At 58.9% G+C, this 21,100-nt stretch carries 18 protein-coding genes; 4 read left to right on the top strand and 14 right to left on the bottom strand.

Features of this window, described 5'->3' with window-relative positions; translation table 11 throughout:
- Window positions 1–434: 434 nt before the first annotated feature.
- The 6 genes from tolB to DL88_RS02720 form a co-directional block, all read right to left on the bottom strand.
- Window positions 435–1,781, bottom strand: a complete 1,347-nt coding sequence (gene tolB, locus DL88_RS02750; RefSeq protein WP_156970924.1) for a Tol-Pal system beta propeller repeat protein TolB — start codon at window positions 1,779–1,781, stop codon at window positions 435–437.
- A 125-nt stretch (window positions 1,782–1,906) separates the two neighbouring features.
- Window positions 1,907–3,241: a cell envelope integrity protein TolA gene (gene tolA, locus DL88_RS02745; RefSeq protein ID WP_245270591.1), complete on the bottom strand. Its 1,335-nt coding sequence runs from the start codon at window positions 3,239–3,241 to the stop codon at window positions 1,907–1,909.
- 13 nt (window positions 3,242–3,254) lie between these two features.
- On the bottom strand, window positions 3,255–3,701 hold the full coding sequence (locus tag DL88_RS02740; protein WP_034991437.1) for an ExbD/TolR family protein: 447 nt from the start codon (window positions 3,699–3,701) through the stop codon (window positions 3,255–3,257).
- A 100-nt stretch (window positions 3,702–3,801) separates the two neighbouring features.
- Window positions 3,802–4,527, bottom strand: coding sequence for a protein TolQ (gene tolQ / locus DL88_RS02735; RefSeq protein ID WP_034991435.1), 726 nt, complete (start codon window positions 4,525–4,527; stop codon window positions 3,802–3,804).
- Between the two features lie 1,088 nt (window positions 4,528–5,615).
- A complete protein-coding gene (gene ybgC / locus DL88_RS02725) occupies window positions 5,616–6,047 on the bottom strand; it encodes a tol-pal system-associated acyl-CoA thioesterase (protein WP_280949193.1) in 432 nt (143 codons plus the stop codon).
- A gap of 12 nt (window positions 6,048–6,059) precedes the next feature.
- A complete protein-coding gene (locus DL88_RS02720) occupies window positions 6,060–6,266 on the bottom strand; it encodes a TOBE domain-containing protein (RefSeq protein WP_034991432.1) in 207 nt (68 codons plus the stop codon).
- 958 nt (window positions 6,267–7,224) lie between these two features.
- On the opposite strand from DL88_RS02720, the gene modD reads away from it, so the two are divergent.
- Both modD and DL88_RS02710 read left to right on the top strand, forming a co-directional pair.
- Window positions 7,225–8,088 (top strand): ModD protein, encoded by an 864-nt coding sequence (modD, locus tag DL88_RS02715; RefSeq protein WP_034992022.1) that lies wholly within the window; start codon window positions 7,225–7,227, stop codon window positions 8,086–8,088.
- A 411-nt stretch (window positions 8,089–8,499) separates the two neighbouring features.
- A complete protein-coding gene (locus tag DL88_RS02710) occupies window positions 8,500–8,985 on the top strand; it encodes a TOBE domain-containing protein (RefSeq protein WP_051955514.1) in 486 nt (161 codons plus the stop codon).
- On the opposite strand, the gene DL88_RS02705 is transcribed toward DL88_RS02710, so the two are convergent.
- The 8 genes from DL88_RS02705 to DL88_RS02665 all read right to left on the bottom strand — a co-directional run bounded on the left by DL88_RS02705 (window position 8,915) and on the right by DL88_RS02665 (window position 17,485).
- The gene (locus DL88_RS02705; protein WP_034991431.1) at window positions 8,915–9,319 is read right to left on the bottom strand and encodes a winged helix-turn-helix domain-containing protein; all 405 of its coding nucleotides are present in this window, start codon (window positions 9,317–9,319) and stop codon (window positions 8,915–8,917) included. The genes DL88_RS02710 and DL88_RS02705 overlap by 71 nt on opposite strands.
- Before the next feature lie 613 nt (window positions 9,320–9,932).
- Window positions 9,933–10,817 carry a xanthine dehydrogenase gene (locus DL88_RS02695; RefSeq protein WP_051955559.1) on the bottom strand — a complete coding sequence of 295 codons (885 nt, stop codon included), beginning with the start codon at window positions 10,815–10,817 and terminating at the stop codon, window positions 9,933–9,935.
- A 319-nt stretch (window positions 10,818–11,136) separates the two neighbouring features.
- Window positions 11,137–11,802, bottom strand: a complete 666-nt coding sequence (locus tag DL88_RS02690; RefSeq protein WP_034991428.1) for a dienelactone hydrolase family protein — start codon at window positions 11,800–11,802, stop codon at window positions 11,137–11,139.
- Between the two features lie 78 nt (window positions 11,803–11,880).
- Window positions 11,881–12,990, bottom strand: coding sequence for a fatty acid desaturase (locus tag DL88_RS02685; protein WP_051955513.1), 1,110 nt, complete (start codon window positions 12,988–12,990; stop codon window positions 11,881–11,883).
- 521 nt (window positions 12,991–13,511) lie between these two features.
- Window positions 13,512–14,831 carry a glycosyltransferase gene (locus DL88_RS02680; RefSeq protein ID WP_051955512.1) on the bottom strand — a complete coding sequence of 440 codons (1,320 nt, stop codon included), beginning with the start codon at window positions 14,829–14,831 and terminating at the stop codon, window positions 13,512–13,514.
- Between the two features lie 308 nt (window positions 14,832–15,139).
- On the bottom strand, window positions 15,140–15,940 hold the full coding sequence (locus DL88_RS02675) for an SDR family NAD(P)-dependent oxidoreductase (RefSeq protein WP_034991426.1): 801 nt from the start codon (window positions 15,938–15,940) through the stop codon (window positions 15,140–15,142).
- Window positions 15,930–16,430, bottom strand: coding sequence for a MaoC family dehydratase (locus tag DL88_RS02670; protein ID WP_051955511.1), 501 nt, complete (start codon window positions 16,428–16,430; stop codon window positions 15,930–15,932). The genes DL88_RS02675 and DL88_RS02670 overlap by 11 nt, the downstream gene beginning before the upstream one ends.
- A gap of 317 nt (window positions 16,431–16,747) precedes the next feature.
- Window positions 16,748–17,485, bottom strand: a complete 738-nt coding sequence (locus DL88_RS02665) for a manganese catalase family protein (RefSeq protein ID WP_034992005.1) — start codon at window positions 17,483–17,485, stop codon at window positions 16,748–16,750.
- A 384-nt stretch (window positions 17,486–17,869) separates the two neighbouring features.
- On the opposite strand from DL88_RS02665, the gene DL88_RS02660 reads away from it, so the two are divergent.
- Together DL88_RS02660 and uvrB are read left to right on the top strand one after the other, a co-directional pair.
- Complete coding sequence (locus DL88_RS02660) at window positions 17,870–18,058, top strand: hypothetical protein (protein WP_034991425.1); 189 nt, start codon at window positions 17,870–17,872, stop codon at window positions 18,056–18,058.
- A gap of 116 nt (window positions 18,059–18,174) precedes the next feature.
- Window positions 18,175–20,847: an excinuclease ABC subunit UvrB gene (gene uvrB / locus DL88_RS02655; RefSeq protein WP_034991423.1), complete on the top strand. Its 2,673-nt coding sequence runs from the start codon at window positions 18,175–18,177 to the stop codon at window positions 20,845–20,847.
- Window positions 20,848–21,100: the final 253 nt, after the last annotated feature.

Below are 21,100 nucleotides of genomic sequence, written 5' to 3'. Positions count from 1 at the left end.
TAGCCGGGCGGCGGAGAGGTTGGTCGCTTTTCGAGTGCCACCTGAGGCGTGCCGGCTTTCTGGCGCATGTGAGCCGGAAGAACACGCCTAGAGCGTTGCGGAGGAATCCAGAACCGCTCCACTCAAAAAACCAGAGCATTTTCACGGCTATGAAATCGCAAAGCGATTCAATATCATCGGAAAATGCTCCGGTGCCTTCCGAAAGCTTGTCCTTGAACCTGCCCGAGCCTGATACTGCAGCAGTAAAGTTGCGTATTCGTTACTGAATTTCGAGTTCCTGCGACAAAAACGATGGGATTGGAACCATGCGTCACCGGGAATAGCGGCGGAATGGGTTACGACCGCAAGCGCCAATGACGAAGAGATCAGCCAGACCTCATTGATCACACCATTTATGGTCAAAAGACCCGGCCAAAGGCGCCTGGCGCAAAGCGTCAATTCAGTAGCGGACTCCACGCCGGGTCCGACGCATAGCTCGGAGTCGGCACCGGAAATTCGCCACGTCCATAAAGATCGACCATGAAAAGGCGCGGACCACCCTGGCCCGGCACGTCCCGGAAGAACATAAGGAACAGACCGTTCGGCGCCCAGGTCGGCCCCTCGTTGTGGAACCCTTCGGTCAGGATGCGCTCCCCCGATCCGTCCGGCTTCATGACACCGATACCGAAACTGCTACCCTTTTGCCGTGTGAAGGCGATGTAATCGCCGCGCGGTGACCATACTGGCGTCGAATAGCGCCCGTCCCCGAAGGAAACGCGGCGCGGTGCGCTGCCGGAAGACGACATGATATAGATTTGCTGGGTGCCGCCGCGATCGGACTCGAAAGCGATCTGCGCACCATCCGGCGAATAGGAAGGCGAGGTGTCGATCGAGCTCGAATCGGAAAGCCGCGTCGTATTGCGCGAGCGCAAATCCATGGTGAACAAATTGGAAGAGGCGCCTTGCGACAGCGACATCACGATTTTCTGCCCGTCCGGCGAAAAGCGCGGCGAAAAGGTCATGCCGGGAAAATTGCCGACAACCTCGCGCTGGCCTGTCTCGATATTGAGCAGAAGCACTTTTGGATCGGCCGCGCCAAACGACATATAGGTGATGTCTTGTGACGAGGGCGAGAAACGCGGCGTCACGACGAGATCGTCGCCGCGCGTCAGATAACGCACATTGGCGCCGTCCTGGTCCATGATGGCGAGACGCTTGCGGCGGCGGTCGCGGCTCCCGGTTTCATCGACGAAGACGACGCGTGTATCGAAAAAGCCCTTTTCCCCGGTGATGCGGGAAAAGATCGTATCGGAAATGATATGGGCAACACGGCGGCCGTTGCTCGGATCCGTTACATATTGCTGGCCGGCAATCTGCTGACCGCTCGTCACGTCCCATAGCCGGAATTCGGTCTGCAATCGCCCATCGGCCGTCCGCGTGCTTCGCCCCGTCACCACGAATTGCGCGTTGATCGCCTTCCAGGGATCCATCTGCGGCGCCTGGTCGAGAGGCGCCGTGTCGCTGATGAAGGTTTTCGGATCGAGCGGATTGAGAAAGACCGAGTGGCGGAAGTTGTTGATGATGACGCCGGTGGGATGGTTCGGTCCGGTGTTTTCTCCGGCGAAATTCGTGACGGCGATCGAAACCGGCTTGAATTCACCGCCTGGCCGCACGTCGAGATAACGGTCCTGCGCACGCGCTGCCGAGAGAGGCGCGACAGAGAGCGGAACCGAAGCGAGCGGAGCCGAAAGCGCCGCCGCACCCAATCCGGACAGGAGTTTGGCCACCGCGCGCCGGCTCATCGGCTGCGCCACGGCGGGTGTTCCGGAAGCGAGTGTTCCGGGCCCTGTCGAGGGCCCGTTCAAAAGCGGATTCAGCGGCTCGCTCGAAGAATGCGGGAAAAGGGAGCGCCAGGGAGCAACAGGGGTCACAGCATTTCCTCTGGATCGAAACGGACGATCCGGCCTTTCCATTGATCGTAATAGGGCTGGTATTGGGCAGGAATTTTCAGCGGGTTGCAGCGGCGCACCGCGCGCAACGCGCTCTCGGCAAGGCCGCGCATTTGCGGATCCGCTGGCGGATTGAGCAGAACCGGCTGGCCTACCAGTGCACCATCCTCGGAATATTGCACGTGAATTTCCGGTATATAATGCAGCTTGTTGAGGCCGATGAAATTCCAGCACTGCTTATATTGTTCCTGCAGCAGGCTATCCAGCCGGTCCCACATGGAGGGCGACATTTTCGAGGCGCTCGCATTGGGCGCGCCAAGAGAGGCGGTCTGCTGCAGCACCTTGCCGGTCGACGCCTTGCGCTGCGGCGCTTCCGCGCTGAGCAGGCGGCTGATATCGGAGGCGTTGAACTTGCTCGGCTCCGTCGCCGCCTCGGAGCCGGATTTCGGCTTCTGCACGGGCTTTGCGGCAGTCTTGCGCGGCTCGGGATTACTGGTGGTTGCCTCGAGCAATTTCGCTACCGCATCCGGCGTGAACTTGTGTTTGTCCTCGTGCGGCTTTGCTGCCGTCTTTTCCACCGGTTTGGTTTCCGGTTTCGGTTCGGGCTTATGCACTTCTGGTTTCGGCCGCGGTGCCGGCAACGGTTCGGCGGCGTCCTGCACCGGCTGCGGCTTCGCTTCAGACTTGGGTTCAGCCTTGGCCTGTGATTTCGGCGCTGGCGGCGGTTCGACCTTAGCCTCCTGCACAGGGCGCGGAGGTGGTTGAACGGGACGTTCCGGCGGCTTCGGCGGCGCGGGCGGCGTTTTTGCCGCTTCCTGTTCCGGCGGTTTTTCGCTGTCGCCCGGTTCCGGCTGCGGCTTGCCGGGCCGCGGAGGCGGCATCACATCTTTCTTCGCCTCGGCGAGCGGTGGCTGCGGGCGTAATTCGGCGAGATCAGCGACCTTTTCCGCACGATGCGACGGCTGGACGGTTTTGGCGGTTTTCTCGCCCTTCATGATCTGGTTGAGTTCGCTGGTCGTGACCATGTCGACCGGAATCGATTCGACGGCGTCCGGCAGCGGCGGCGCGCTCGAAAAAGAGACCAGAAAGGCCAGGAGAAAGGCGCCATGCGCGGCAAGAGAGACGCCGAAGCCGGGCTTTTCACCCAGACGCGCGACAAGACGCTGCCCAAGCCCCGAGAAACTCTGCCCCGTAAGAGACCGAACGTCCGCCGGCGGGCCGGCGAGACCGGCGCCACGATGCTCCTCGCGGCCCTCGTCCAGCTCCTGCTCGTCGAGATCCTCATCAAAGCGATGCATTGCGCGCGGCGGCATGGGGCGTAAAGCCTTAGTTCTTGCTCGGATCGGTAACCAGCGCGACTTTCTTGTATCCCGCACCGGTGATGATCGTCATGACCTCGGCGATCTTGCCGTAATTGACCGTATTGGCGCCGCGCACATAGATGCGTTCATCGAAGCCTTCCTTGGCCATATCCTTCAAGGCGGCGGCAAGCGTCGAGGTATCCACCTGCTTGTCCATGACGAAAATCTCGCCCTTGTCGTCGACCGCCACGGAGAGCGGCTTGTGCTCGACATTCAGGGCGGCAGCCTTGGTCTGCGGCAGATCGATCGGCACGCCGGTGGCGAGCAAAGGCGCCGCCACCATGAAAATGATGAGCAGCACGAGCATGACGTCGATGAACGGCGTCATGTTGATATCCGCCATCGCGCCGTAACGGTGGCCGCCCCGCCGTCCACGCCCCCCGCGGCGGCCGCCCGCCAAAGCCATGCCCATGATCGCTGGTCCTTTCGCTGTCTGTCTTCAGGCTCGCATCGGGCGGGCCGGAAGCCGCCGCTCCACGATGAGATTGTTGCCGTGCTGGATTTGGTCTCCCTCAGGCAGCCCGATCATTGAGACTGTGCTGATCGATCTGGCGCGACAGGATCGAGGAAAATTCATCGGCAAAGGCTTCGAGCTTGCCCTGTTTGCGCGCGACGTCGTTTTGCAGCTTGTTATAGGCGATAAGCGCCGGAATGGCGGCGAAAAGGCCGATCGCCGTCGCAAACAAGGCCTCGGCAATGCCCGGTGCCACCACGGCGAGAGAAGTGTTCTTCGAGGCGGCAATCGAACGGAACGATGTCATGATACCCCAGACCGTGCCGAACAAGCCGACGAAGGGGCCGGCCGACGCCACAGTGGCGAGGACGAGAAGCGAGGATTCGAGCCGTTCCGTCTCACGCGCGATGGAGACGTCGAGTGCCTTTTCGATCCGCGCCTGGAGTCCGAGGAAGGAATAGCTGACACCCTGCATGGAGCGTTTCCATTCGCGCATGCCGGCGACAAAAAGACTTGCCATTCCGGCGACGGGCTTGGCGGATAAGGTCGAATAGAGATCGTCAAGCGAGGTGCCGGACCAGAAGATATCTTCGAAACGCGCCGTGTCGCGGTCGAATTTCTTGAACAGAAGTGTCTTGTTGATGATGATCGCCCAGCACCAGACAGAGGCGCCGAGAAGGCCCAGCATGACGCATTTCACAATGATATGCGCCGACCAGAACATGCTGAACAATGACACTTCCGTAACCGGCACGGCGGCGCCGGCGATATCGGCTGGATTCATGAATTCATCCTCGTTGAGTGACCGGAAGCCCGGCGGCGGAAACGATATCTAGAGCATTGCCGATTTGGAGAAAGCCGCCGGACGATTCAAGATGTCCGAAAACACTTCCGTTTTGCAGAGAAGCTGTTCGAAATCCCGTATCCATGATCAAGACCATTGCCCGGCAAAAGGCCGCCCGGGCGTTGTCCAAGAACCCGCTCAAGCCAAGCCGTCGGCTTGTAATCGCATCTTGTAACCGCATCCGCCTGTTCCGAAAAGCGGAGCCATTCCGAAGAAGGTCTTCGCCGAATACGGCCGCCCCGGCAGGGATATCCATGTGAACGACGCTTGAGGAGGCGCAGCGGGAAACCATACAGCTGCAGCCTAGAGCATGTTCGGATGTTTCCGAACTCTCCATCTGGAAAAATTAGAATATTTTCAACGCTTTTGAATCGCGCAGCGATTCAATCCGAACCAAAATGCTCTTGGGCCATTCGCCGCAAGGATCTTTCCTTGTACGAAATTCCGTCATTTCTGCGGCTTTGCTTCTCTTCCACCGACGGATTGATCCCGAATGGCTATCCGTCGAACAGCTTCCTTGCCCCTTCTCGAACAGGCTTTGTTGTTACCCCCACATTTGACGGTGAGGCGGCAAGAGATCAGCCTAGAGCGTTTCGGATATATCCAGAAACGCTCCACTCAAAGAACAAGAGCATTTTCAGAGCTATGGAATCGCGAAGCGATTCACCATCAATACAAAATGCTCTAGACTTTCCGTTTCAGGCAAATCTTGCAGCCGATTATTTCCACCAGGCTTCCGTCACACCGCGACCCAAGCATTCCCCAACGCCTGCCGCGCGTTCTCCGGCTGAACCCGCAGCAAATCGCACGCCTGGCCAAAGCATTCTTTCGAAGGCCGCGGGCATCAAGCGTGGCTGTGACGGACCGCCTTAAATCTTCCTATCGCCTTAAGGTTAAGGACTAATTACGAAGTCTGCCCCGCAAAGCCTTTGCACGCGCGCGACAGAACCTCCGGGAATGCACCGGAGGTTCTGCAATGACCTTCTTTCTTTACCGACAGATACGTCCCGGAGGAGCGATTGAAAGGATCAACGCCCCGTCAGGACGGCCATAAGGGGAGGCGGCAGGATTTTGGCGCGCCCATTACTGCCGATCACCGCAAGCCGGACGGCCGCGGTCACCAGAATCGTATCTTCGCGAAGAACTCTCTGATTGAGGGAGACCGAAGCACCGCCGACAGACTCGATCGTCGTCTCGATGAGCAATTCATCGTCCATCCGGCCCGGCCGCAGGAAATCAATTTTCATATCCCTTACGACGAAGGCACAGGCATCGCCATAAGATCCTTCCGCCAGTTGAATCTGCGAAATCCCCCGCGCGCGCAGCAATTCCGTACGGCCGCGCTCCATGAAGCGCAGATAGGAAGCGTGGTAGACAATGCCGGAAAAATCCGTGTCCTCATAATAGACACGGATCGGCAGGAGATGCCGCTCCTTCAACGCTTCCCCATCCATGACCATTCAGACTCCCGTTCATTCCACCATGATCAGCACATCGCTGGGATTGATTACGGCATCGGCACTCATACCGACCGTGAGATTCAGGGCCTTGAGGGATTCATTGGTCATGGATGCGACCAGAATGGTTTCCCCGACGGCGATCTCGACATGTGAGGTTGTGACATCCGTATGGATGGCAGCAATTGTCCCCTGCAACACGTTGTGAGTGCAAATTTTCATCACTGGTTCCTTGAGTGACCGGAGTGCGGGACTGTAAGGGGCCATAAGAACCTTGAGCGAAGCTTGTGATCACTTCCAACAAAATGCGCCGTCCCGCAAGTCTCAATGCAAGTCTCAATGAATGTGCGGGCGATCGCATCCTGCGGTCCTGAAAAGATGCCGGTCCTCTCGCCCATTTGCGGGAAACAGCCGGCACAAAGCCCGGCCGTGCGGCGTTCAGGCTCACGACGACAAGCAACAACGCTTTTCAGGAAAGGTGTGGCGGATAAGAAACCCTGGGATCCTGTGTGTAAATGCCATCGTGACCAACAATGAATCCGGAAATGGAACTCGAAGGCCTGCCCCCGGCAAGCCTCCATCGAATAATAATTCGAACGCCGTTAAATTCATAAAACATTGAAATATCAGTATAGAATGCCCTTTATGCCGACACATTTAGGGGGCGCGCACGGAAGCACCGGCGGCAACAAATATCAATCCCCGGAGCATTTTCGATTTGAGCAGACCCATGTAATGATTCAGGCCTTTAAAATACGCACATAGTCAAAATGAACGGCTTGCAAACCATCCAGCAGCGCCCCCGAGCACCGGATGACAACAGCATTCATCTATCAGGATGGCCCGAAAGCAGACTTGTTTTATGGCCTGATCATCATGGCCTTTCGCCTGCCCGAACAGATTGCGGCACTCGACTTTCTAAGACACATCCCATCTTCATGCTTAAATTCTAGATTATTTCGAATATCCGATTATGACAATCGCCTTCAGCAGTTTACAGCCAGATGGCTAGAGTATTTTTGAAAATATCGAATTGCTTCGCGATTCCATAGCTTTGAAAATACTCTCGTTTTCCTGAATGAAGCATTTCGGTAACATCCGAAACGCTTTAGCGGGCTTTCCCGGCGGCCGGCCCGCATTGTCGCAGGGAAAATCCGCGCCGACTTGGCGGAGTGATCTCGTGACTTTTCCCATTCTCCCCGATTCCCTGCTCGACCAATTGCTGGCCGACGACAATCCGCTTCTCGATCTCACCACCCATGTCCTGCCAATCGGTACGCAGAAAGCGGAAATGCTGTTCGTCGCACGCGATGCCATGGTTGTCGCCTGCGCCGAGGAAGCAGCCCGCATCATCGAACGCGCGGGCGCCGATGTGAGCTTGCGAGTCGATACGGGAGCAAGGCTGGATCCCAGAACGCCCATATTGTGTGCGATCGGACCCGCCAAAAATCTGCTGCGCGCCTGGAAAGTCAGCCAGAATCTGATCGAAGTCGCCTCGGGTATTGCCTCGGCGGCCAGCGCAATTGTCGACGCCGCACGCGCTGTCCGTCCGGATGTCAGCGTCACCTGCACACGCAAAGCAGTGCCAGGCACCAAACTGATCTCGCTCAAGGCAATTCTGGCGGGCGGTGCCCTGCCGCATCGGCTCGGTCTTTCAGAAACCATCCTCATCTTCGCCGAGCATCGGGTGCTGCTTGCCGGCCATTCCGCCCGGGAGCTCGTGGCGCATGTCCGCCACGCGGCGGCGGAAAAGAAGATCGTCGTCGAGGTCGGCTCGGTCGAGGAAGGAATGATCTGGGCCGAGGCAGGAGCGGATGTCATCCAGGCGGAGAAATTTTCTCCTGATGCCATAAAGACATTGGTGGCGGCTGTAGCGGGCCTCACGCCTCGCCCCATCATTGCGGCAGCAGGCGGCATCAATGCGGACAATGCCGGTCTGTACGCGGCAGCGGGCGCCGATGTTCTCGTGACCTCGGCACCCTATTGGGGCAAGCCGCGCGATGTCGCCGTCACCATAACGCCCTACGCGGGTCTCGACGCCTGACTCGATCAACGAGCAATGAGGCTGCCAGCGGGTGTTTGGCGTTTTTCTCGCTTGCCCGCTCCACAGCCAAATTGCGGGATAGCGGAAAGGCATTTCCTGATGTTACAAAAAGGTCATAAGGAGACGCTCAGCTTCCTCTTGATGGAATGCCAAATTTCGATGACCATCTCTCTTTGAAAGCCCATGTGGTAAGGGTCGAACGCATCAAACTATCCCAAAAGCATTTTCCAATAATGCCTGAATCGTTTTGCGATTCCATTGCTTCGAAAATGCCGGGATTTTAAGGGGAACGTTTCTGGATATATCTCACGTTCTAGAGCATCAAACCCCAAAGATGCTTTTGAGCCTGTTCGGATGTTTCCGAAATATTCTCCAAAAATACTCTAGGACGAACGGGATCGAGACCGGCCCATGTTGGAAGTCGCAAAGAAAACCAGACGCGTGCCCAGCCTGAAGACGCTGGTGCATGCCCGCGTCCTGCGTCACGACGAAGCCATGGCCCTGACGACCCTGTTTTTCGAAGATGGGGAATTGCGCGTGCCGATCATCAATGATGCGATCGGCTCTGTCGTGCGCGTCCGGATCGAAGCGCGGGATGTCTCGATCGCTCTGTCCCGGCCGATGGATGTTTCGATCACCAATCGTTTGCCGGGACGGATCTCAGAGATCGAATATCTGACGCCACCCTATGTGCGCGTGTCCTTTGACCTCGGCAAGACGAGCCTGCAGGCCCTTGTGACCAAGGAATCAATCCTGCGGCTCGCCCTCGAACCCGGTCTTTCCGCCTGGGTGATGATCAAGGCGGTGGCAATTTCAAACGGCGGAATTATGCCAGATCACGTTCCGGCTCCGCGACCCTGGCCCTCGGCTCGAAAGACCAGTCGAGAGCCGACGTAAGTTCGTCGAGCGATTTCTTGGCTGAATTGGACGCGTGGCGGGCAATCGAGCAATAAAGCGCCACGAGCCTTTCACCGAAGGGGGTGATTTCCGCGCCACCGCCGCGCCGCCCCGGAAAGGTCGCGATGACCGGGCTCTCGAATGTGCGGTTGAGAGCATCAACCGAAAGCCAGCATTTCCGGTAGGAGAGACCCAGCGCCCGGCTCGCGCCGATGATCGAACGCTCAGTACGAATCATATTGATCAGCGCCAGGTCTTCCGGCTTGAACGTACCGCCGTTCGGCAGTTGCAGTTCAATCGCGAGACCGGCCTGGGTTGGCTTGGATTTTTGCATGGAAGCTCCCTTATCGCCCGAATATAGCAAGCCTTGCCAGAATTTTCGAGTCACTTTGCCCAGGGTTTACCACAGAGGTTATAAATAATTGTTTTCCGCCGCGTTTTTTCAAGAGCCCGTGAAGCCTCGCGGCATCTGTCAAACGAACGATATTTTTTGACATATAGGTTATTCAGTAAAACTACTCATGCCTTGGCAGAGTTGCATGGCCAACCCCAGGAAGGGCCAGCTTTTTCAAAGCAAAATCAATGCTGCTCATAATCTTATGGAAACGGATTTCAAATGGCTTAATGCCCGGCACGGGCGGGAATATCTTTTCGCCCGAAAGAAGAGAGCCAACCCGGCGATGATCCCTCGCGAAAGAATCCCACCAAAAATATAGCATCAAAAGCTTGCACGGATATTTCCGCTCAGATCTGCTGAAAAAATAAGCGCTGCTTAAAAATTGGCTTTACGATCGATGGCCTCTGTTTCGAGACGAACCATTCCGCCGGTCCCGCCAAAGCGTCATGTTAGTGGGTCGGTGGCGGGACAGGCGTTCCAGCCCACCGCTCTCGCACCTTGACCGGGTGTGGTTCCCTCGCCGCGCGGCGGCCATGCAGCTTGAATCGCTTCAGTGAAAATTGAAACCCGGCACGAGGCCCGGTGTGGTGCTCCCCGCCGCTTCCATGCGGCGCATGCCGCGCATCACGGCTTCGGCAATGCTGCGGGGACGTTCGTCCATGCCGGTCCAGCGGCAGGCCCGGCCGCTCGGATCGATTTCGACGATTTTGACGTTTGCGGGCATTTCCGTATCGTCCCTGGCGAGGCCCCGCAAAATGCCATCGAGTGGTGCGACCACCGGTTCGCGCCCAAGATGGCCAAGCACGACGCCCTTGTAGACACGGACACCGACATCGAGCGGTGTATGCCAGCGCCCGCCAGCCTGCGTGTAAACGAAACGTTCGCGGCCGACGCCGCCAAGCAGACTCGGCTCGGGGTGCTGATCCTCTGTCGAGCCATCCATCAAATGGCCGATCCGGCCGGGCCGCGTCTCGATCGCCAGATCGCAATTCTCACCAATCCGGTAACCGGGGCCGAGACCGACAGCTTGCCGGGCAAAGCCGCGCAGATCCGGCTTGACCGAGCGTTTATGCATGCGCGCATCGACGATGACATCGATCGATCCAAGAATGAGCAGATCCGTCAGCCCCATTGTGGTGACGAGCACGGTCTCGCGGGCGGCGAGCGCGCCACGCACCTCACTCAGATAATCGACCCTTTGCGCCTTAAGGTCATTGACCCAGGCGAAATCCCCAAAAAGCGCATCATGAAACGCCATGCCGCGGCGAATGACCGGAATGACCGGATCATGCGTCAGGATCACCGCGCGGCTGGAGCGATGCAGCAGAACGGCGACGGCCGAAGCGATTTCATTGGTGCCGAGAACAATCGCCAGCGGGCGCCTGGATTTGGGACCGTCGGAAAAGAACCGGTTGGTGAAAGACGGGGAACACATAAGAACCTCGGAGCGGGAGAGGCCAGGCGGATCATCCGGCGATTGGATCGCAGCACGATCGCATGGCGGCGAAAATCTCAAATCCCGCTCTCATTGTCCCAATGGACCGGTCACCTGCGCGGATCGGCCCCAGACGATGCGGGTCTCACCAAGATACGCCGAAGCTATATACTTCACAATACTTTTTGACAGCCAGTTTGCGCATTCCCGAGGCAAGGCTGCGCCAAAAGCTTTGCCGGCTGCGTCACACAGCCAGCAAAGCGTTGAAATTGAGTGGTTTGAGGCAAGCAGGCAGCGCCCTGCGCCGCCTGCAATCTCATCACAGATGATCGGCGAAAAAGGCGAGGGTGCGGGATTTGGCGAGGGTCGCGCTCGCTTCATCATAAGGGGGATAGCCCGCGCGATTGAAGGCATGACCGGTCGGATAGAGATAGATCTGCGCCTGAGGCTGCGCGGCACGGATCTTTTCAATGGCAGATGGCGGGATCCATTCGTCACGTTCGCCGAAATGCAGCATCAGCGGCACCTTGGGCTTCAGATCGGCCACATCGGCAATACCACCGCCGTAATAGGCAACCGCCGCTGAAAGGCCCGGCACGCGCGCCGCGGAGATGAAGGTCATGAGGCCGCCGAAACAGAAACCGACGATACCGACCTTTCCGCCAGCAGAAGCCGCCGCAACGGCGGCTTCAATATCGAGCAGGGCCTTTTCCTTGTCGGTCCTGTTCATGAGGTCGATCGCTTTGTCCCAATCGGCGCCGGTATAGCCCAGTTCGATGCCTGGTTCGAGGCGATCGAAAAGGGCCGGCGCTATGGCGAGATAACCTTCCGCAGCATAGCCGTCGGCAACGGCCTGAATATGCGGATTAATGCCGAAAATTTCCTGAATGACGACGACACCGCCGCGTGGCGTTCCTGCAGGAACCGCCTTGTAAGCGCCGATCGTGACGCCATCGCTCGCCGTCAGCGTAATCTTTTCACCCATATCCGATCCCTCCCTGGTTCATCGCCACGCGCCCGACCCTGACCAGCCTTGCGTGGCGGAAGCCATTCAATCGAAACCTCAGGCGATCGCCGGAGTGGCCGGCTTGCCCGGCTGCCCCGCCTGGCCCACTGGCTTCAACTGGCCGGTCGGCGCGGCGTGGCGCACGACCATCCCCTCGGGCGTGGCGAGCGTCGCGCTGCTGCGATCAAGCCGGGTATAAAGGGTGAAGCGTGGATCGAAAATGAAGGTCACGAAAAGTTTGAACCAGGACCGATGACATTTCAGGTGAGCGTAGAATTCGGGCGCCATCACGGTGAGACAGGGCAGCCTGACCCAGGGCACATCGGGAAAATCATGATGCTCGTTGTGATAGCCGATGTTCAGCGCCACGACGTTCAATGGACCATAATAATCATAGGTTTCCTGTTCCGTATCGGGTGTGTAATGCTCCTGAATCCAGCGCGCGCCGAGCGGATGCAGACCACCGACGGAAAACCAGAAAGACGCAAAGAGATAAAGCAGCGCGACGGGCCCGAGCAGAACCAGGATCGCGAGATCGAACGCAACGATGCAGGCGAGGTTGATGAAGGTCCAGCGGCCCCACATGGGCACCGAGGCTTTCAGACGCGGCAGGCGCGTGCCCTGGAAGACCGGGAACAGAAACATCCACGCCGCCTTGCCATACCATGTCCGGCCGAAAAGGCGCGCCTCCCAATGGCTCGGCAGATCGGCGTCATAATCATAATCGCCGAGATGCGAATGATGCTTGATGTGAAAATTGCGGAAGCCGATGGCCGTCGGCACACAATTGGGAAGATCGGCGAGAATGCCGGCCCATTTATTCGCCCGCACCGAAGCGAAGATGCAATTATGGCAGGCGTCGTGGATCACCACGTAAAGCGCATGATTGGCGAAAGCGCCGATGCAATAAGCGGCGATGAGGGCGACCCACCAGGCTTTGGTGCCCATCCAGGCGGCCATCAGAATCTGCAGACCGACGATGCCGAGCGTGACGACGAAAGTGAAGGGATCATGCCCGATGAGAGCGGCCACATCCGGATGCGCCGCTGTGATCGCGCGCCGGCGGACGGGATGCGGACGCTGCGCCGGGCCCGGAATGAAGCCAGTGAGGCGGCGGGGACGCTTGGAAGGACCGAGATCGAAAAGCTTGCCCACATCGTCACCCATGCCGTTCATCCTTTCGAGTTCGAAGTGGCCCGCGCGGTCACCAACCTGCCGAAAACCTCCCGCGCGCTCGTCATTTATTGAATCACTACGCGATTCAAAATCGTTGAAAATACTCTAATTTTTCCAAGTGGAACCATTCGGGAATATCCGAACATGCTCTAACCTGGCCCGCCGAAACCAGCGTCTGTTGAAACCATGGAAATCGCTAAAAACAAAGAAGCCTTTTCAGCGCAGGCGGCATGGCTGAAAAGGCTTCGAATTCCTCATATCCATAAGCGTCCCCATGAAGCGTCCCTATGCCGCATCGGCTTCACCGGCACTCCACCAACGCGCCAGGGCCAAAAGCATCATGCCGAAAGCATGGGGCCAAGCGCATCATCAGGACCGTCAGCACAAACGCCGATGCTATGATGGTGGCCTCACCGGGAAACGAAGGAAACCATCGCGGCGGGCAGCGGCTTCCTGCCCGGACCTTCTTCCTTTCAAGGAAGAAGATTCAGACACGTCGCATTGCGGACTTCTCAAGCCTCGCTGGTCGGCGCAGTCGTGGCGAGCGTGCTGGATTTGGGTGTCCGCTTCCAGGTCTCGGTACCGCCGAAGGTGCTTTTCAGAATGGCCGGCGCATTGGACAGGCTGATGTAGATCATCATCGGCGGCAACAAAATCACGGTCAGCAGATATTGGTACAGGGGACCGCGCCGCAGGACGAGATAGGGCACCAGTGTCAAACTGATCGCGACAAAGGCGACGACGGCGGCGAAGCCATTGAGCACCGGCATGAATTCGGTCGCATCACCGCCATCGAGGGCGATTCCCCCGAGCACCGAGGCGGTGGCGATCGCCGCACAGGGATAGAAAGCCTGGATCAGGATGAGCAGGCTGGCCGAGGCCTTGAGCCGGAACGAGAGATCCGAGGCCCAGATCTGCTTCATCAGCTTGCGGGTGACCTGCACGAAACCGGTCGACCAGCGCCGTTGCTGCACGCGCCAATGCTGCACCTTTTCCGGCACCAGTCCCGGCACCACCGGCTCCATGGTGAAGACGCCATGCCAGCCAGCGACTTCCGCCCGCACCGTCAGATCGAGATCCTCGCAAAGCGAATCACCTGACCATCCGCCGGCCGCGACGATCGCCTCGCGGCGCCACAGGCCCGCCGTGCCATTGAACTGGAACAGCCATCCGGCGCGATAGCGCGTGGCCTGTTCCATCGTATAATGGGCATCCATCATCATGCCCTGGATACGGGTCAGCCAGTTGGTGCGATAATTGGAGAATTCGCAACGCGACTGAACGAAAGCCGCCTTGGGATCGGCGATCATCATCGGCACGACGACCCGCAGCCAGTTCGGCGGCGGCCGGAAATCGACATCGAAGACAGCGATATAGGGCGCATCATTGCGCATCATGCCGGCGGCCAGCGCCCCGGCCTTATAGCCAGAGCGGTCGGCCCGGCGCAGATGCAGCACATCGACTCCCTGGGCGCGCAGATCCTGCACCACTTTCTGAGCGGCATGGGAAGTATCATCGGTCGAATCGTCGAGAAGCTGAATGTGCAGGCGATCACGCGGCCATTGCAGAGCGGCGGCGGCCTCGAGCGCGCCAGCGACCATTTCCGGCTCGTTGAAAATCGGAATCTGGATCAGGACATGCGGCAGGGCGGCTTCCGCCAGGATCGGCCCCGGGGCCGGGGTTCGCAACCGGCGGCCGATCAGCAATTCGAAAATATTGATGCCTATCAACGCCAGAAAGCCGCTCGCAACGAGCAGTAATCCGAGAATGGAGAGCAACAGGCTGCTCTCAAGACCAACTCTCAGGAAATCAATCGACGGCAAAGGCTTCATCCCGCGGCAGTATCAGATCGTCCACGGTCACGATTCATCATGGATCGCCCAAGCTCTCAACAAACGAATTGCAACATAGTCTTGCAAGGCTTGAGAAAGCTTAATGATGCATTGCCAATGACTTGTCCTGATTTTTGGCGTTCCCTTGCGGTTCCTTCGGCATTTCCCTGCCAACCCTATGGATGCGCCTTGCATGGCTAAACCGCTGCTTTTCCAAGGCCATGGGAGGTCACGCCAAACTCGCGGCGGCACCGGAATCTCACATCAAGCGAGAATCCACTGAGACGGATTCACAACCTCAACCGCGATCAGATCCGCTCCTGCGTCTGCGGAACATGGGCGGAAACGCCAGTCATAATCTTGTCGTAGAAGCGTGAGGGCAAGAGGCGGCCGAAACGCGCCAGCAAATAGAGCGGCAGCGGAAAGGCGACGACCGCCTTGCCGCGCGTGAGACCGCGGCGAATGAGCGCGGCCGCCTTGGCGTCGGAGAGTTCGAAGGGCTTGAACGTGTCGATACTGTCGTTCAGCGGCGTCTTCACGAAGCCGGGAATGATGAGGCTCACCAGAACGCCGCGTTTTTCGAGACGGCCCCGAATCGATTCCATATAGGCATGGACCGCCGATTTGGTCATGCAATAGGCCGGCGCATAATGTAGCCCATGCAGGCCGGCGATCGACCCCACGCAGGCGATCTGGCCATGCCCGCGTGCCGTCATGGGAGCGATCAGGGGTTCGATCGTATTGAGCACGCCGATGAGATTGGTCGCAAGGATCGCCCGCACCGCTTCCGGATCCTCCGTGAGATCGCCGGGCGCGAGGCCGGTGGTGATACCGGCATTGGCGATGACGAGATCGATCGGATGCGCCTTGTCGTGCTCGGCGATCCAGGCACTCATGGCGGCCCGGTCCCGCACATCGATCGCGCCCACGACCACATCGGCGCCCTGGCGCATCGCCTGTTGCGCGGTATCGGCAAGCCGTTCGGCATTGCGGCCGATGAGAATCAGGCAAAGGCCCGGCGCCGCATAGGCGAGGGCGAGCGCCTTGCCGATGCCGCTCGAAGCACCGGTGATGAGAACGGTACGCAGGTGCCGTGTTTCAGGATGCATGAGGCTTTTTCCAGGTGAGACTCGCTTCCGCCAAAACCGCGAGTTCGGCCGATCCTTTTGACGATCCCGCTGGCGCATCCCCTAGATCGGCCGACGCGGTCACATGCACCATGAGACGCAAAAGGATTTCCGGCTCGGGCTCCTCGCGCCGCCGGACGACCTTGCCGGACAAAGCGAGACCATCGCCTGCAAAGACAGGCCGGAGGAATTTGGCGGAAAGACGAATGAGACGCAAATCGGGCCGCCAGGCAGCAAGCGGCGGCTCGAAGGCAGCGAGGATCAGCATGCCCTGGACGGGCGGATACGGCAGGCCGATGGCCAGCGCCGCCTGCGGATCGAGATGCAGCGGATTGTCATCTCCCGAGGCTTGCGCATAGAAAGCCAGAGCAGCGCCGTCGAAGGGTCCGAGCCGCATCGGCGGCAACACCTCGCCCGTCGCGGGCAGAGGCAAATCGGCGGTGACAGGAAAGAGAGGGTCGCGCGGCGTCAAACGGCACTGTCGAAATTGGAAATATCTCTAGAGCGTTCCGGACAGGTCCGGAAATGCTCCAACCAGGGAAACCAGAGCGCCCGGCCGGAGCGGGGCGCATAGCGTGCCTGAACAAACTCTGGAAAGTTTGCTTCCCTCTATAAATCTTGGCAGCGTTGATCTTGCTATCAAAAGCAAGATCAATCGTGGCTTTAGCCACGCAAGGCTGCTTAGACCATTTGGACGCGAAAAGGAATCCCTTTCTCCAAAGGGATTCCCTCAATTATTCTCACACAGGGTCTCTTCAAGGGACGGCCGATCCGGGGGCTATGCCCGCTTTATTCGGCTGCGACCCGTTTGATCTTCTCATCATCCGGGTTCACCGGATCAGGCGGCAGACCACCCTCGGCGCGCGGTTCCGAGACATATTGGAAATTGCCCTCGTTCCAGGGACCGCGATAATCCTCGCCGCGCGACAGGTTGAAGACGACATTCACCGTCTCGTCGGGCGCGATCGTGCCGAACATCGGATCATCGAGCTTGCCCATGGCCTGAAGCGCCTTCATGAACATATTCGTATGGGTGATCTCACGGGTCAGCAGATGGGTCAGGACCTTTTTGGTCTTGTCATCCTCGCAATGTTTGATCAGCGCCTCATAGGTCTGCCGCGCCCCGGCCTCGGAAGCTATATTGGCGCGCAGGTCGCGCACCACATTGCCGCCCTCGTTGATATAGGAGGCGGTCCAGGCCGATCCCTGGCTATCGATGAAATGCGGACCGACGCCCTTCATCGCAAAGAGCGGCGCGTCATAGACATCCCCCTGATCGATCTTGCTCGTATGCTGGGCAATGAGCTTGCCCACCATTTCGAGATGGCCGAATTCCTCAACGGCAATGTCCTGCAGCATGTCGCGAATGCTCGGATCCTCGACATGGAAGGATTGCACCCAATATTGCAGCGCCGCCGTCAGTTCCCCCGTGGCTCCGCCGAATTGTTCGAGCAGCATCTTGCCGAAACGCGCGTCCGGCGCGCCGATGCTGACGGGTTGGATGGTTTCCTTGACGTGAATGAACATGATCTGTCCTCGAAGGTGAGTGAAGCGCCGCGCGGCGAAAGCCAGCGACCAAGGCGGCTCGACATCAGCCCCCATTGAGAGGGAAGCCGACGGAACGCCACGCGATGCCAGGGATGGAGACGCGGAAGGAGTAGGCCCGCAAAGCCGCCGCGCCTGTGTTAAAGCCACGAATATAGCTTTTAAAACAAAAGGATATATCGCGATAAAGCCGTTTGCTGCGGGGCTAACGAGCAACGATGAGAAAAGTTCAAGGTGAGGATGAATTATCTGAATGCCTTTGAACGCATCAGTAGCGGCCCAAACCGCTTGTAGCTGAGACGCGACATTAACCTCGGCTTGCTAGACTGCGGCGCGCAACCATCCCACCATCAAGGCCTGCCAGAAATGCGCTTCAGACTTTCTCCCCCCGGCGTTCCGGTCCTGCTCGTTTCGCTCGCCATTGCCGTCACCGCCATCGCCACGCTTTATACAAAGGTGCCCTTCGTCGGCCATTACGTGACCTTACACCGCTTCTGGGTCATGGCCGCGGCCTATGGGGTCCTTCTCGCAGGCGTCCTTTTCGAGGATTTGTGAGGCCAGGCTGTTACGGCGAGAACAGTGAAACGAGAGAGTTGAAACGAGAGCTTTGAAACGAGACTCGCGCGGCGGCAAGGCTCGCGCAGGGAAGCGTCCCATATTATATTGGCTGTATGCCCAAAGCTCCTTCCTCTCCGCCCGAAACCGCCGCGGGCGATACGCCGGCCGCAGCGAAAAAGACGCGATCTGCAAAAGCCGGATCTTCGAAAGCTGGATCCTCAAAAGCCAAGGCCTCGAAGCCGGAGGTCCAGCCGCTCGATGAGCATCTGGCGGCTCTGCTCAATCCGGCCCTGACGAAAGCCGCCGCGCCCGTCGACAGGCCACCGGCCGGTCTTGCCGAAGTCCGCGCCGATTTTCATTTCGATATCGACGCTTTCGAAAGCGGGCCGGCCTCCCCGCGCCAGCGCGGAGGCACAGCGAAAGCCGCCAAACCTGCTTCCAAGCCCGCTTTCCCGGAGATGACCGGGGCATCGGCAACGGCTCAGGTGCTGCAGGATCTTTTGGCTTTGGGCGATCCCAACCTGCGCGAGCGGCCACCCTGGAGCCCTCATCGCCCGCCGCGTCCGGAAAAGAGCGAGGGTGGCCATCATTTCGAGATCGTCTCGGATTATTCCCCGCGCGGCGACCAGCCGCAGGCGATCGATGCACTGGTGGCAGGCATCGAGGTGCAGGAGCGCGATCAGGTGCTGCTCGGCGTCACCGGGTCGGGCAAGACCTTCACCATGGCGCAGGTCATCGCCCGCACCAATCGCCCGGCACTGATCCTCGCCCCCAACAAGACGCTCGCGGCGCAGCTCTATGGCGAGTTCAAGAGTTTCTTCCCGAACAATGCGGTCGAATATTTCGTCTCTTATTATGATTACTATCAGCCGGAAGCCTATGTTCCGCGCTCCGACACCTATATCGAGAAGGAAAGCTCGATCAATGAGCAGATCGACCGCATGCGCCATGCGGCGACGCGCGCGCTGCTCGAGCGCGACGATGTCATCATCGTCGCCTCGGTCTCCTGCATCTACGGTATCGGTTCGGTCGAAACCTATACGGCGATGACCTTCACCCTGAAACAGGGCGACCGCATCGACCAGCGGCAATTGATCGCCGATCTCGTCGCCCTGCAATACAAACGCTCGGCCGGCGATTTCTCGCGCGGCGTATTCCGCGTGCGCGGGGATACGCTGGAACTGTTTCCGGCCCATTACGAGGATCGCGCCTGGCGCATCGGCTTTTTCGGCGACGAGATCGAGACGATCGTCGAATTCGATCCCTTGACCGGCAAGAAGTCGCAGGACCTCGAATTCGTGAAGGTCTATGCCAATTCGCATTATGTCACGCCGCGCCCGACGCTGCTGCAATCGATCAAGGGCATCAAGCAGGAACTGAAACAGCGCCTCGACGAACTCACCGCAACAGGCCGCCTGCTCGAGGCGCAAAGGCTCGAGCAGCGCACCACTTTCGATCTCGAAATGCTGGAAGCCACTGGCTCCTGCGCCGGCATCGAGAATTATTCGCGCTATCTCACCGGCCGGCGTCCCGGCGAACCGCCGCCAACTCTGTTTGAATATCTGCCCGACAATGCGCTCGTCTTTACCGATGAATCCCATGTCACCGTGCCGCAGATCGGCGGCATGTATCGCGGCGATTTCCGCCGCAAGGCGACACTCGCCGAATACGGTTTCCGCCTGCCGTCCTGTCTCGACAACCGGCCATTACGTTTCGAGGAATGGGAGGCGATGCGGCCACAGACGGTGCATGTCTCGGCGACCCCCGGCTCCTGGGAGATGGAACAGACCGGCGGCGTCTTCGTCGAACAGGTGATCCGGCCAACGGGCCTCATCGATCCGCCGGTCGAGGTGCGTCCAGCGCGCAGCCAGGTCGACGATCTGCTCGACGAATTACGGCAGGTAACGCAGCGCGGCTATCGCAGCCTCGTCACCGTGCTGACCAAGCGCATGGCCGAGGATCTGACCGAATATCTGCATGAGAACGGCATACGCGTGCGCTACATGCATTCCGACATTGACACGATCGAGCGCATCGAGATCATCCGCGACCTGCGGCTCGGCGCCTTCGACGTGCTCATCGGCATCAACCTGTTGCGCGAGGGGCTCGATATTCCCGAATGCGGCTTCGTTGCCATTCTCGATGCCGACAAGGAAGGGTTTTTGCGCAGCGAAACGTCGCTTGTCCAGACAATCGGCCGCGCCGCCCGCAATGTCGAAGGCAAGGTCATTCTTTATGCGGATCACGTCACCGGCTCGATGCAACGCGCCATGGCCGAGACCGAACGCCGCCGCGAAAAACAGCAGGCCTTCAACATCGCGAACGGCATCACGCCGGAGACGATCAAGCGCGGCATTCACGATATTCTGGGCTCGGTCTATGAGCAGGACCACGTGAGCGTCGATACCGGCCTCGCCAATGCCGAATTCGTGCCCGGCAATAATTTCAAAATGACCATTGCCGATCTCGAAAAGCGCATGCGTGAGGCGGCGGCCAATCTGGAATTCGAGGCGGCAGCCCGCTATCGCGACGAATTGAAACGGCTGCAGGCAGTGGAACTCGCGGTGGCCGACGACCCGCTGGCGCGGCAGGAAGAGATCGAGGAACAGGCAGGCAGCTACAAGGGCGCGCGCAAATATGGCGCCGCCGCCAATCTGCCGGCGCACCGCCCGCACAAGCCGACCGACGAGGAAATGGGGCCACATAATTTCGGCGGCGGCGAGGCAAAGCCGCGGGGAGGGAAGCCGCCAACGAAAAATAAGCCTCGGGCAAGGCCTCGGGGTTAGAAATTATTAGATGGGTGCGCGATCGCGGCATCACTGTCCGCAAGACAATCGACATGATCATCGGAACGTTCTGTATCGAAGGTAACCATCGGCTCTTGCATGCCGATCGGGATTTCGATCCGATGGAAAAATATCTCGTCCTTCGAGTGGTCTGCGTCGGATGATCGCCCCAACGATCACTGATCCTTAAACAACGATGGGATCATACGCCACTTAGGGCGTGTTCGGATGTTTCCGAACCGCTCCACTCGAA

This window comes from Beijerinckia mobilis (genome assembly GCF_000745425.1).
Lineage (GTDB): Bacteria > Pseudomonadota > Alphaproteobacteria > Rhizobiales > Beijerinckiaceae > Beijerinckia > Beijerinckia mobilis.
Note: the sequence above shows the minus strand (reverse complement) of the source record. Positions and strands in the feature narration are given on the sequence as shown.